The organism is Actinophytocola sp. (assembly GCF_045807065.1).
In the GTDB taxonomy this organism is placed as follows: Bacteria; Actinomycetota; Actinomycetes; order Mycobacteriales; family Pseudonocardiaceae; genus Actinophytocola.
Window position 1 is genome coordinate 1 of sequence record NZ_JBJMIE010000288.1, and the last position, 12,858, is coordinate 12,858.

The 12,858-nt window shown below is 71.1% G+C and carries 13 protein-coding genes; 5 read left to right on the top strand and 8 right to left on the bottom strand.

Features of this window, described 5'->3' with window-relative positions:
* Positions 1-141 precede the first annotated feature (141 nt).
* The 7 genes from ACJ73U_RS16650 to ACJ73U_RS16680 all read right to left on the bottom strand — a co-directional run bounded on the left by ACJ73U_RS16650 (position 142) and on the right by ACJ73U_RS16680 (position 6,303).
* Positions 142-1,425: a hypothetical protein gene (locus tag ACJ73U_RS16650; protein ID WP_407778535.1), complete on the bottom strand. Its 1,284-nt coding sequence runs from the start codon at positions 1,423-1,425 to the stop codon at positions 142-144.
* Positions 1,426-1,463: 38 nt separating this feature from the next.
* Positions 1,464-4,163, bottom strand: a complete 2,700-nt coding sequence (locus ACJ73U_RS16655; RefSeq protein WP_407778547.1) for a CHAT domain-containing protein — start codon at positions 4,161-4,163, stop codon at positions 1,464-1,466.
* 149 nt (positions 4,164-4,312) lie between these two features.
* On the bottom strand, positions 4,313-4,468 hold the full coding sequence (locus tag ACJ73U_RS16660) for a hypothetical protein (RefSeq protein WP_407778536.1): 156 nt from the start codon (positions 4,466-4,468) through the stop codon (positions 4,313-4,315).
* A gap of 110 nt (positions 4,469-4,578) precedes the next feature.
* Positions 4,579-5,013 (bottom strand): carboxypeptidase regulatory-like domain-containing protein, encoded by a 435-nt coding sequence (locus ACJ73U_RS16665; protein WP_407778537.1) that lies wholly within the window; start codon positions 5,011-5,013, stop codon positions 4,579-4,581.
* A 26-nt stretch (positions 5,014-5,039) separates the two neighbouring features.
* A complete protein-coding gene (locus tag ACJ73U_RS16670; RefSeq protein WP_407778538.1) occupies positions 5,040-5,642 on the bottom strand; it encodes an RNA polymerase sigma factor in 603 nt (200 codons plus the stop codon).
* A gap of 142 nt (positions 5,643-5,784) precedes the next feature.
* The gene (locus ACJ73U_RS16675; protein ID WP_407778539.1) at positions 5,785-6,099 is read right to left on the bottom strand and encodes a hypothetical protein; all 315 of its coding nucleotides are present in this window, start codon (positions 6,097-6,099) and stop codon (positions 5,785-5,787) included.
* Between the two features lie 9 nt (positions 6,100-6,108).
* Entirely contained in the window at positions 6,109-6,303 is a 195-nt protein-coding gene (locus ACJ73U_RS16680; RefSeq protein WP_407778540.1) for a PspC domain-containing protein, read from the bottom strand.
* Between the two features lie 24 nt (positions 6,304-6,327).
* On the opposite strand from ACJ73U_RS16680, the gene ACJ73U_RS16685 reads away from it, so the two are divergent.
* The 3 genes from ACJ73U_RS16685 to ACJ73U_RS16695 all read left to right on the top strand — a co-directional run bounded on the left by ACJ73U_RS16685 (position 6,328) and on the right by ACJ73U_RS16695 (position 10,079).
* Entirely contained in the window at positions 6,328-7,254 is a 927-nt protein-coding gene (locus ACJ73U_RS16685) for an AAA family ATPase (RefSeq protein WP_407778541.1), read from the top strand.
* Positions 7,255-7,870: 616 nt separating this feature from the next.
* Positions 7,871-8,968, top strand: a complete 1,098-nt coding sequence (locus ACJ73U_RS16690; RefSeq protein WP_407778542.1) for a vWA domain-containing protein — start codon at positions 7,871-7,873, stop codon at positions 8,966-8,968.
* On the top strand, positions 8,961-10,079 hold the full coding sequence (locus ACJ73U_RS16695; protein WP_407778543.1) for an XdhC family protein: 1,119 nt from the start codon (positions 8,961-8,963) through the stop codon (positions 10,077-10,079). Before ACJ73U_RS16690 ends, ACJ73U_RS16695 begins: the two co-directional genes overlap by 8 nt.
* 59 nt (positions 10,080-10,138) lie before the next feature.
* On the opposite strand, the gene rarD is transcribed toward ACJ73U_RS16695, so the two are convergent.
* Entirely contained in the window at positions 10,139-11,005 is an 867-nt protein-coding gene (gene rarD / locus ACJ73U_RS16700) for an EamA family transporter RarD (RefSeq protein WP_407778544.1), read from the bottom strand.
* Positions 11,006-11,242: 237 nt separating this feature from the next.
* Here rarD and ACJ73U_RS16705 point away from each other — a divergent pair, with 237 nt between their 5' ends.
* The gene (locus ACJ73U_RS16705; RefSeq protein ID WP_407778545.1) at positions 11,243-11,767 is read left to right on the top strand and encodes a (2Fe-2S)-binding protein; all 525 of its coding nucleotides are present in this window, start codon (positions 11,243-11,245) and stop codon (positions 11,765-11,767) included.
* Positions 11,764-12,858: xanthine dehydrogenase family protein molybdopterin-binding subunit (locus ACJ73U_RS16710; RefSeq protein WP_407778546.1), on the top strand; the 1,095-nt coding region annotated here is incomplete at its 3' end. The genes ACJ73U_RS16705 and ACJ73U_RS16710, both read left to right, overlap by 4 nt.

Consider the following 12,858-nt stretch of genomic DNA (forward strand, 5'->3'; position numbering starts at 1 on the left):
ATCTTGGCCGGGGACTCGCCCGCCGCAAGGCCGCGCGCGACCCGCGTGCCCGTCCGCACCGACGCGGTCACCACCCACTGCGCCGTCGACAACCCGACGTTCGCCACTATCCGCAGCACTCCCCACGAACCAGACGACATCTCACACCCTGAAGATCGCCAGATGGATCAGCCCGGCGCCGATGCCGAGTACCCCGCCGTGGACGAACAGCAACCACTCGTCCTGTTTGATCGCCGACCGCAGCAGCTCGTTGAACTCGTCCGCCCGCAACTGTCGCATCTGGCGTGCCACGAACCGCCTGATCTTCCCCGCCTGCTGCTGGCCGAACTCCTGGTCGCCGAACACCGACGCGAACTCCACCGCCTCATGGGCGACCGCGTCCCTGATGCGGTCGTACCGCTCGGTGCCGATCCCGACCCGCACGGCCGTCCTGGCGAACCCGACCGCGTCGTCGACCGCCGGGCGCAGTGCCGTCTCCAGCAGGTACCGCGTCCGGTCCGACCGCGGCCCGGTCAGCAGCTCGTCGCCGACGTTCTTCATGGTGATCACGTCCTCGGCGATGATCTCCGCCAGCACGTCGCTCACCTCCGGCTGCCGCCGCAGGAACAGGCCCTGGAACACGAACGGCCCGACCCGCCGGGGGAACACCGGCTCGAAGATCAGCTTGATGCCGATCCAGTTCGCGATCCAGCCGACCACGGCGCCACCCAGCGGCAGCACCCACCACTGCGGCACCGCCTCCAGCACGAACACCAGCCCGATCCCGGCCGGGAACCCGAAGTAGAAGCCGAAGTTCCGCATGAACCGCAGCTCCTTGCGGCCGACCTCGCGGAGCATGTCGTTCATCAGCTCCGGGTGCTCCTCGAAGTACCGGATGACCAGCAGCTTCGCGTCGATCAGCTGCTCGATGTGCTCGCCGAGCTGCTCGGTCAGCCCGCGCACGACCACCGGCAGCCGCTGCTCCACCCGCGTGTACACGGCGGACTTCAGCACCGGCGGCAGGTCGTGCCACAGCCGCGGCTGCTCGCGTTCCATGATGTGTTCGAGCACGCCGCGGATCTCGCCGCGGGCCGTCGCGCAGATGTGGTCGGCGATCTTGTCCGGCTCGAACTCGCGGTAGAAGTCGCCGATGCTGCCGACCTTCAGCAGCGCCTTGTCCACCGAGATCGACGCCATCTTGGCCACCCGCGACGGGATGATGCCCTGCCAGCCGAACCGCCCGTCGTGCGTGATCGCGGGGATGACCTGCACCCGGCGCGGCAGGTACGGGTACAGGAACCGCAGGCCGGGCACCCGCACCCCGTGGAACCGCATCGGCTGGAACAGCATGATCACGCCGGTCCAGTTCGTCACGTACCCGATCACGCCGGTGAACAGCGGCACGGAGACCAGTTGCGTGAGGAAGCGTGGATCGGACCAGTGCATGCTCGCCCCCTCGCGACCATGGTCGACTGTGGACGATCCTAACCCGCTCCGAGCAGGATGAACGGTCGACGAAGCGGGTCCTCGGCCGTCGCCTCGGCCAGTGCGCGGGCCGGGCTGACGCCGGAGGCGACCCGGCGGTGGTAGTCGGTCATCGCCACGGCGAGGTCCGCCGCGAGGTCGGCGACCGGCCTGTTCGCCAGGCGCCGGTGGTAGTCCGTCATGGCCACCGCCGCCGACCGGTGCCCCACCCGGTTGACCGCCGCGACCACGGTCCGCGACCCGCTCGCGAGCATCGCGCCGGCGAACCCGAGCGGCTCGTCACCGGGCCGGATGTGCGACAGCGCCAGCTCGCACGCCGCGAGCACGATGTGTGCCGGCGGGTTCGGCAGCCGCGCGACCTCGTGCGCGAGCAGCCCGCCGTCGTACAGCTCGAGCCGCGAGAACATCGCGTTCGCCGACTCGTGGGTGCCGTGCGCGGCGATGTGCACGAGCTTCGCGCCGTCCATCGCCTTGAGGACCGCGCCGGTGGTGGCCTCCTCGCCGTCCAGCACGATCGCGCCCGGGTACACCTCCCGCAGCTGGTCCAGCTCGGTCGCCGAGGACGGCAGGTTCGGGCCGCGCACCAGCACGACCGGCCCGCCGTTGTAGACGACCTCGCCGGCGCTCACCCACGCGGTCGCCGACGGCGCCACCGACACCGCGCGTCCGCGCAGCGACGGCAGCGTCTCCCACGGCACGGAGTACAGCTCACCGAACGGCACCACGACCAGCTCCCGGTCGCCGATCAGGGACGCCGAGATCCCGTCCGGACCGAACAGCATGCCGTCGAGCGCCTGGATCCGCCGTCGCGCGGACTGCGACACCGCGGTCACCAGCGGCGGGATCAGCTCGTCCGGCGCGAGCGCGTCCAGGTCGGCGTGCAGCTGGCGCGCCGTCTCCAGCACGTCCTGCTTCGCGCCTAGCCGCACGAGCCTGGTCCGCCCGCCGGCGACGACCACGGCGGCCAGGTCGCTCGACGGTCCGGCGAAGCTGATCAGCGCTCGGTCGCCGAGGTGCTCGATCACCTCGTCGGGTGACGAGACCGGCCGCGGCCTGCCCCACTGCGAGGTGTGCCAGCCGAGCCGGTTGACCTCCCGCTGCAACGCGACCGACCGCTGCTCGAGGTGTGCGACGGGCCGCCGCTCCAGCCGGGCCTGCTGCAGGGTGCGCAGCACGGTCCGCAGCTCCGCGACCTTGCTGGCCAGCTCCGGGTCGTCGATCGCGGGCATCGGCTCGTAGCGGTAGACCTGCGCGCGCGTGCGTTCCTGCCAGGCGAGCAGCCGCCGCGCGTCGGCGTCGGTCCGCGCGTCACCCAGCACGATGCCGACCGCGAGCCTGGCCAGCTCCAGGCCGTGCACGGCCGTGCCGCAGACGAGGTCCAGGCCGCCCATCCGGTCGCGGGCCGCGCCCAGCTCGTCGAACCCGGCCTTGGCCTGCGCGAGCGCGATTCGGGTCTGCCCACGGGCGACCGCCAGCTCCGCCCGGCACAGCCGCAGCATCATCTTGTGGTCGATCGGCGCGATCTTGCCCGGCGCGGGCACCTGCCCGAGCAACGTCTCCGCGACGTCGACCGCCCCGCGCCGCAGCGCGAGCCGCACGCCGAGCATCCGCGCCATGGCCGCCTCGTCGGTGAGCCCCGAACTCGACAGCCGCTGCGCGAGCGCGGCGGCCTTCTTCGCGGTGGCCGTCGTCGACAGCCCGGCCAGGGCCGCGTCGGCCTCGGTCCGCATCTTGGTCAACGCGGCCACCTCGGCCCACGACATGTTGCCGCGCCGGACGAACCGGCGGTGCGCCGACCCGGCGACCTGCTTGGCCAGCTCCCGGTCACCCTGCAGCAACGCGGCGGCGGCCCGGACGATCTCGGCCTCCGCGAGGTCCTGGCTGAGCCGCTGTTCGCGCAGCACGGGCAACGCCTCGTCGAGCAGACGGGCGGCTTCCTCAGCGAGGCCGGCGGTGAGCAACGCACGCGCCTGGTCGAGCTGGGTGCGGGCGACCAGGCTCGGCGCCAGGGCCCGGAAGAGGCGCACGGCCTCCGCGAAATGCCCGAGCGCACCGGGGATGTCGCCGACCAGCAGGGCGATGTCACCGAGGTTGCTGATGGCCTTGGCCTTCATGACCGGCAGGTCATGTTCGATGGAGAGGTCGATGCAGCGGCGCAGGTCCGCCTCGGCCGGACCGGGCCGCCCCAGGGTGGTGTGCGCGTAGCCCCGGTTCAGGAACGCCCTGGCGAGCATCTCGGGATCGCCGGTGGGGCTGTCGATCGCCTTCTCCAGCAAGGGGATGGCGCGGTCGAACAGCTCTATGGCCTCCGGCGTCCGGCCCGCGCGGAACAACACCAGCGCGTGCTGCTGGTCGGCGAACCCCAGCAGGGCCAACCGTTCCGGGCCGTCGTGCAGGCCGCTGACCAGGTCGCGAGCCGTTCCGAGGTGCACGAGTCCGTCGGCCAGTGAGGCCGTGTCCGCCTGCACCCACCCGAGTGAGAGGAGAACTCGCGCGCGTATCGCGACGACGTCGGCCGAACCGGCGCCGACGGGAAGTGTGCGAAGCGTCCGGGTGAGGATCTTGATCGCCTCGGCGGGGCGGCCGGCCGACGCCGCCGCCACCGCCCGTCGCCGTTGTTCGGCGGCCGCTGCGACCGTCGCCCGGAGCGCGTCGGTCCCGAGCGCGCGATCGTGTCCCGGCGCCTGTTGGCCCCCCACGGTCACGGCTGCCGGGTGAGATCGGGATGTGGATCAACAACCGTGCACAAGATGTTCATCACGATCCGCAGGGGCTGGAGGTGCTTTCTGTATTGCACACTACCAACCCCTGCGGCCAGTGGATGATGATCCTTGTGCCCGGCTCGTGATTACTTCTGCGGGACGCCCCCGTCGACGTGACCCTCGACGGTGAATGGCGTGCCGCCGTCGACGTGGCCGAGCGTGGTGTGGTCCATCGACTGGCACTTCTTGCAGGGCTTGGTGTCGTCCTCGGGCCTGACGTCCGTGACGGTGGTGTCGGTCATGCTTTACTCCCCTTCAGCAGTTTCCGCTTTCTCACCCACACAAGAGACGTGTGGTCACTGTGAGATACAAGAGGGTATCTGCCAATCGGGTGAGCGGGCAGCTGTTTAGGTTACAAATCCACCGTTGGAGTGACTACGGTACGTGATTGTTCGGCGTTCATCCGTACTAATAGCTGCGTAGTGCCCCTGGGCACCTCGGTCAGTACGAACCGACCGCCCTCGTCGGCGGTGGTCACGGTTGAGCCGTGGTCGGCCACGCGCACCTCCACGCCGTGGGCGCCGGCGGGGACGAGCCACCCGTCGATGCGTTGACGTTCCCCCGTTCGAGTGACGTTGACCATCACGGTCAGATCCCCGACGAAGAACGTGATGGTCCCGGGTAAGCCGCCGCGGACACCCGCCAGTTGGCGTGCGTCCGCCCACTGGGCCACCTCCAGCTCGACATGTCTGTCGATGTCGTCGAGCGCTACGGCGAACCGCGTTCGCTCAACCAAACCCGGCGGCGGTGGGTCGAGCTCGTTGACCAGCCGCGCCACCTCGGCCATCAAGTCGTCGTCAGCCTGGTTCGTTCTCATGATCCACTGTCCCCGTTGTACAGCGAGCGCAGGTTGTTCAGGCACCGCCCTCGTGTTGGTCCGATACTTCCGTGCGGCATGTGGAGGGCCTCCGCGACCGTGCGGTATTCCGCGCGCCCGGCGAGCACGGTGAGCCGCAGCAGCTCCTGACAGCGCTGCGAGAGCTTGTGGAACGCCGACCACAGCGCGCGGTCGCGCTCCGTGCGGAGCACCTCGTGCTCCGGGGACGGATCCGTGGTGGCCGTCTGCTCGGCCAGCTCCGGCGACAGTTCGAGGTGTCCGTTCGCGCGGTGCTGCACCCGGTAGGACTCGCGGCGGGTGGTGGTGATCAGCCAGCCGGCCAACGCCCTCGGCTCGGTGAGCCGGTGGAGATGGCGCAGCAGGGCGAGCCACACGGTCTGGACCACGTCTTCCGCCGTAGTTCGGTCCAGACCGCTGCCGCGGGCCACGTGCCACACGAGCGGGGCGAGGTCGGTGATCAACGCGTCGAACGCCTCCCTGTCTCCGTCTCGCGCGGCCAACATGCATGCGGCGTGCCGGTCCCGCCCCTCGAGCTCCTCCCAAGGTTTGACCACACTTGTGGTCTGCAGCTCGGTCACCGCTTTCCACCCCGCTTCGAGGGTCGTCCTGCTCCTGGCACGGTGTTCATCGTGCCAATCCATCTTCGTCCGCGTCACCCCGAGCGGGGTCTTACGTTCAAGAGCGTCCGCACGTTGCGCAGATACCGACCATTCGGGTGGTTCACGCGGTGTTCCCGGCAATCCGTGAGATCAGGACGAGCATGACCGCCAGTCCGACGAGGACACCGGCGAGCACGGTCCCGCAGCCGACGCCGACCACGCGCGGCAGTGTCCGGGCACGGATCGTGAGCAGGGTCGCGGTGATCGCGCTGACCAGCGTGAACGCGGCGAGCACCGCCGTGGCGAGTGCGATCCTGGGGACGAACACGACGGTCAACAGGCAGAGCAGCAGCGTCCCGCCGGTCGCGAGCCCGGCCCCGAGCAGGACGAGCGCACGCGCCGTGCCCACTCGCGAGATGGACTCCCTGTCACCCACAGGGGCACGTTACTCCTCCGGCACGATGAACCAGGCGATCACGTAGAGCACGGCACCGGCGCCGAAGCCGAGCAGAGTGGCCGCGACCAGCAGGATGCGCACGAGCGCCGCGTCCATGTTGAACATGCGGGCGATGCCGCCGCACACCCCGGCGACCATGCGGTCGGTGCGGCTGCGGCGGAGCTTGATGGTGTCTGTGTTCATGGCTCCACTCTCGCCGTCGCGGTCATGGCCGACATCGGGGAACACCCTGGCGTTTACCCTCGAACCGTGGTGACTTCCCCTGAAGAGCTGTCGGGTGCGCTCGAGTCGGTCGGCTACCTGCCCGACGAGGGCATCGCCACGGCCGCGTTCCTGGCCCACCGGCTCGGCCGGCCGCTGTTCTGCGAGGGCGAGCCGGGCACCGGCAAGACGTCGCTCGCCGTGGCGCTGGCGCGGGCCCTGGACGTGCCGCTGATCAAGCTGCAGTGCCACGAGGGCATCGACTTCACGCAGGCGCTGTACGACTGGGACTTCCCCCGCCAGCTGCTGCACCTGCGTGCGCTGGAGGCCGCGTCGAGCGGCGTGCTGGACTCGGACCTCGCGGAGAAGTCGCTGTACAGCCGCCGGTTCCTGCTCGCGCGGCCGCTGTTGCGGGCGCTCGAGGAGTCGCCGTGCGTGCTGCTCGTCGACGAGGTGGACCGCGCGGACGACGAGTTCGAGGCGTTCCTGCTGGAGGTCCTGGGCGAGAACGCGGTGACCGTGCCGGAGCTGGGGGAGGTGCGGGCCGAGGTGCCGCCGCTGGTGGTGCTGACGTCCAACCGCACCCGCGAGGTGCACGACGCGCTGAAGCGGCGGTGCCTGTACCACTGGCTGTCGCACCCGTCGCTGCCGCGCGAGGTCGAGATCCTGCGCCGCCGCCTGCCCGAGCTGTCCGAACGGTTGGCGACCCAGGTGGCGTCGGCCGTCGGCCGCCTCCGCGAGCTGGAGCTGCTCAAACCGCCGGGCGTGGCGGAGTCCGTCGACTGGGCACAGGCCCTGACCGCGCTGGGCCGCACCGAACTGGACGCGGCCGCCGCGGCGGCGACCCTCGGCGCGGTCCTGAAGTACCGCGAGGACACCCAGCGCGTGGTGGCGGCCGGCCTGGACACGCTCCGGGCCGGCGGACCCGCGTGACCACCCGCCACGCCCCGCGTGTCCACCGCGCGCGACGGGTGTGTTCGACGAACCCGGTCGCGCCGAGTGGCCGGTTCGGTTGAACTCACCGCGCAGTTAGGTTGAACTCACCGCGCGATTCGGTTGGACACGCGGGTTCGCAGCGTTGGACACGCGGGTTCGGAGCGTTGGACACGCGGGGGGAAAATCGGGTGCGTCTTTCGTGGCGGTGGGCGATAGTTGGTCTCGGCGCGCCAAGGCCGGAGGAGGGCGACATGAGCACCGAACGCAGGGGGAGCGTGCGGTAGTCGCGTTGCCCTGATCCGGGTGGTCGCTCCAGCGCGGTGAGCCTGTCGCGGTGCTCATCCCGACGCGGGGCCGGCCACGGTGGCGGCCGTCCCTTCCGTTCCCACACTCCGAGGTGGACGGCCGCCCCCTCGACTTCCCACCGGCTCCCCGCGCCCGGCCCGCTACCTGGCCATGGTCGCGGCGGGGAGCCACCCTGGCGCCGGCCGGTTCCCGGTCGGCGCCAGGCACCCACGTGGCTGGCCGCGCCCGCGCCGCCGTGCCCTACGCCAGCACCGCCGCCCGGGACGCGGCCGCCACGTGGGTACACGTTTCGACGCACAATGGGGGGATGGACCCGTTACCAGGGTTGGTGGGCTTCGCCGCCGCGTTGCGGGCGGCCGGGCTGCCGTGTGACGCGCAGCGCGTGCAGGCCTACCTCGGCGCGGTCGACCAGCTCGACATCACCGATCCCACCCAGCTGTACTGGGCCGGCCGCCTCACCCTCTGCGCCGAGCCGGACGACCTGCCCCGCTACGACGACGCCTTCGCCGCCTGGTTCACCGCCACGCCGCCCACCCGCCGCCGGACCGCGACCGCACGACCGCGCCCGACGGTCACCATGGCCGCGCTCACCCGGACCGACACCGCGGGCGCCGACCGCGAGACCACCGAGCTGAAGGTCGCCGCCAGCGACTCCGAGGTGCTGCGGCACCGGGACATCGCGCAGCTCACCCCGGCCGAAAGGGAGCACCTGCGCGAGCTGATGGCCACCCTGCACCTGACGCCGCCGCTGCGCCGGTCCATGCGCCTGCGCCGCCACCGCACCGGCCGCCTCGACCCCGCGCGGATCATGCGTGCCATGCGTGCCGCGGGCGGTGAGCCCGTGCGCCTCGCCTACCGGGCGCACTCCACCCGCCCGCGCCGGGTCGTCCTGCTGATCGACGTCTCCGGGTCCATGTCCCCGTACGCCGACGCGTTGCTGCGGTTCGCGCACGCGGTGGTCCGCGCCGCGCCGGCGTCGACCGAGGTCTTCACCGTCGGCACGCGGCTGACCCGGCTGTCCCGCCAGCTGCGCGGGCGCGACCCGCAGGAGGCACTCGTCGCTGCGTCACGCGCTGTGCCCGACTTCGCGGGCGGTACCCGTTTGGGCGAGACCATTCGGGTGTTTCTGGATCGCTGGGGACAGCGGGGACTCGCGCGCCGGGCGACCGTCGTGCTGTTCTCCGACGGCTGGGAGCGCGGCGACGCCTCCCTGCTCGGCGAGCAGCTCGCCCGCCTGCGGCGGCTGGCCCACCGGGTCCTGTGGGTGAACCCGCACGCCGGCCGGGACGGGTACGCCCCGGTGCAGTCGGGAATCGCGGCCGCGCTGCCGCACGTTGACGGGTTGTTGGCCGGCCACAGCCTGGCCACGCTCGAGGAACTGCTGAGGGAGGTTCGCCGTGCGTGACGTGCTCGACGAGTTGACACGCCGGTACTCGGCCGGGGAGAAGGTGGCGCTGGGCACGGTCGTGGCGACGTTCTCGTCCGCCCCGCGCGCACCGGGCGCGGCGATGCTGGTCGCGGAGGACGGTTCGGTGTCCGGCAGCGTGTCGGGCGGCTGCGTCGAGGGCGCGGTGTACGAGCTGGGCCAGCAGGTCCTCGGCGACGGCCGGCCGGTGCTGGAACGCTACGGCGTGAGCGACGACGACGCGTTCGCGGTGGGCCTGACCTGCGGCGGGATCATCGACATCTACGTCGAGTCGTTCTCGGCGGCGGACTTCCCGGAGTTCGCGGAGCTGGCCAAGTCCATCCAGGCCGAGGAGCCGGTGGCACTGGCCACGGTCGTCGCCCACCCGGACCCGTCCCGCGTCGGGCGCCGCCTCGTCGTGTGGCCGAACAAGCTCGCGGGCGACCTCGGCTCGCCCCGCGCGGAGGCCGCCGTCGCCGACGACGCACGCGGCATGCTCGCGACCGGCCGCACCGCCACCCTGCACTACGGCGAGGAGGGCCAACGCCGCGGCGAGGGCATGTCGGTCTTCGTCAGCTCGTTCGAACCGCCGCCGCGCCTGCTGGTCTTCGGCGCCATCGACTTCGCCACGGCCATGGCCCGGCTCGGGTCGTTCCTCGGCTACCGCGTGACGGTGTGCGACGCCCGCCCGATCTTCGCGACGAAGAGCCGCTTCCCGGACGCCGACGAGGTGATCGTCAACTGGCCGCACCGCTACCTGGCCGCGGAGGTGGAGGCCGGCCGAATAGACCAACGCACGGCGATCGCGGTCCTGACCCACGACCCGAAGTTCGACGTGCCGGTCCTGGAGGTCGCCCTGCGCTGCCCGGCCGGCTACATCGGCGCCATGGGCTCCCGCCGCACCCACGACGACCGCATGACCCGCCTGCGCGAAGCGGGCCTGACGGCGGAGGAGCTGTCCCGCCTGGCCTCACCCATCGGCCTGGACCTGGGCGCCCGCACCCCCGAGGAGACCGCGGTCTCCATCGCCGCGGAGATCATCTCCATGCGCTGGGGCGGCGAGGGCAAGCGCCTGACCGAGGTACCGGGCCGCATCCACCGGGAGCCCTGAAGCCATGGTTCATCAGTTTCTGATGCACTTGAGGCCCTTCGCCTCGTGTTCGCGCTGCCCTAGACGGCGGGTGCCGGCGCCCGGCGGCGGGTGCCGTCGACCGTCAGGACCACCAGCGCGGCCCACACGATCGCGAAACCGAGCCAGCGTTCCGGGGGCATCTGCTCGTGGAACACCAGCAGCCCGAACACGAACTGCAGGCTCGGCGTCATGTACTGCAGCAGCCCGATGGTCGACAGCGGCACCCGCACCGCCGCCGCGGCGAACGCCAGGAGGGGGACGGTCGTCACCAGGCCCCCGCCCACCAGCAGCAGCGTGTGGCCGGCCCCGAGCGAGGTGAACGTCCCCGACCCGGTCGCCTGCAGGACCACCACGTACACCAGCGCGGGCACCAGCGTCACCCCGGTCTCGACGGCCATCGACTCGACCGCGCCTACCCCGGCGACCTTCTTGACCAGCCCGTACGTCGCGAAACTGCACGCCAGCACGAGTGCGATCCACGGCACCTGGCCGTACCCGACGACCAGCACCACGATCGCCACCGCGCCGAGTCCGACCGCGACCCACTGGGCCCTCCGCAGCCGCTCGCCCAGCAGGAACACGCCGAGCAGCACCGACACCAGCGGGCCGATGAAGTACCCGAGCGCGGTCTCGACCACGTGCCCGTGCGTGACACCCCAGATGTAGCCGCCCCAGTTGACCGAGATCAGCACCGCCGCGAGCGCCAGCAGACCGAACTGCCGCCGGTTGCGCAGCACCAGCAGGAACGACCCCACCCGCCGCGTGCCGACGAGCACGGCCGCGACCACGACGAGCGACCAGATCATCCGGTGCGCGAGTGTCTCCAGCGCACCCGGGGACGCGAGCAGCGACCAGTACAGCGGGAAGAGCCCCCACAGTCCGTAGGCGACGGTCCCGAACAGCACCCCCTGCCGTTGCTCGGTATGGGGATCAGTGCGCTGAGCTGGGAGGGAAGGAGCGGCCACCCCTCGATCCTAAGCAATGCGAACGATCCGATTCGAACAACTAAACGAGCGTCACATCCCGGGTTTTTCGCGAATGGAGCCACTCGCGGCCCTTCGGACTTGTCCGTTCGTGATCGCCAGGGTTGACTCGGCCCTGTGAGTGCGCTCACGCCGTTCCCGACTCCGGCAGGAGGCCCCATGCGCATCACCGTGACTGTTGACGGTACGAAGTTCACCGACGATGTCGAACCTCGCCAGCTGCTCGTGCACTACCTGCGCGAACGCCTGGGCAAGGTCGGCACGGTGGTGGGCTGCGACACGAGCAACTGCGGCGCCTGCACCGTCCATCTCGACGGACACAGCGTGAAGTCCTGCTCGGTGCTCGCCGTGCAGGCGGACGGCGCCGAGGTCACCACCATCGAGGGCCTCGCCCGCGACGGCCAGTTGCACCCGGTGCAGCAGGCCTTCCACGACAACCACGCCCTGCAGTGCGGCTTCTGCACGCCAGGGATGATCATGCAGTCCATCGACCTGCTGGCCGACAACCCGGACCCGGACGAGGACGCCGTGCGGCACGGCATCGAGGGCAACCTGTGCCGCTGCACGGGCTACCAGAACATCGTCCGCGCGGTCCGGGACGCTGCCTCGCGCATGCAGGGCGGCGCCGGACCGGAAGCCGAGCAGGTCGCCGACGTACGGGCCACCACCGGAGGCGCGCAGTGACCGCGACCATCGAACCGGAGGTGGGCAAGGCCCGCCTCCGCAAGGAAGACGCGCGTCTGATCACCGGGCGCACCCGCTGGACCGACAACCTGACGCTGCCCGGCCTGCTGCACATGGCCATCCTGCGCAGCCCCATGGCCCACGCCAGGATCACCAACATCGACACCTCCGGCGCCAAGGAGATGCCCGGCGTCATCGCCGTGTTCACCGGCGCCGACCTCGCCGACGAGCAAGGCACCCTGCCGTGCGCCTGGCCGATCACCGCGGACATGAAGACGCCGAACGCGCCCTCCCTGGCCGTGGACACGGTCAACTTCGCCGGTGAGGCCGTGGCCGTCGTGGTCGCGCGCAGCGCCTACGAGGCCGCCGACGCGCTGGAGCGGATCGACGTCGACTACGACGACCTGCCGGTCGTGCTCGACATGGCGGCCGCGGTACGCGACGGCGCCGACCTGGTGCACCCGGACCTGGGCACGAACAAGAGCGCGACGTGGATCTTCGACTCCGGCGAGGCCGGCACCGGCGGCGACGTCGAGCAGGCCATCGCCGAGGCCGAGGTGGTCATCGAGCGCACCTACCGCCAGCAGCGGCTGATCCCGGCCTTCATGGAGCCCCGCTCGGTCATGTGCGACCCGACCGGCGAGCAGCTGACGCTGTGGTCGTCCACGCAGATCCCACACATCCTGCGGTTCCTGCTCGCCGCCCAGCTCGGCGTGCCGGAGCACAAGATCCGCGTGATCGCGCCGGACGTCGGCGGCGGGTTCGGCGGCAAGCTCCAGGTCACGCCCGAGGAGTTCCTGGTCTTCCTGATCGCGCGCCGGCTCGGCAAGCCGGTCAAGTACACCGAGACGCGCAGCGAGAGCCTCCAGTCCGCCCACCACGGCCGCGACCAGATCCAGAAGCTGACGCTGTCCGCCCGCCGGGACGGCACGGTCACCGGTCTCAAGGTCGAGCTGCTCGCTGACATGGGTGCCTACCTGCGCCTGGTCACGCCGGGCGTGCCGATCCTGGGCGCGTTCATGTTCAACGCCATCTACAAGTTCCCGGCCTACCGGTTCGTGTGCACCAACGTCTTCACCAACAAGACCCCC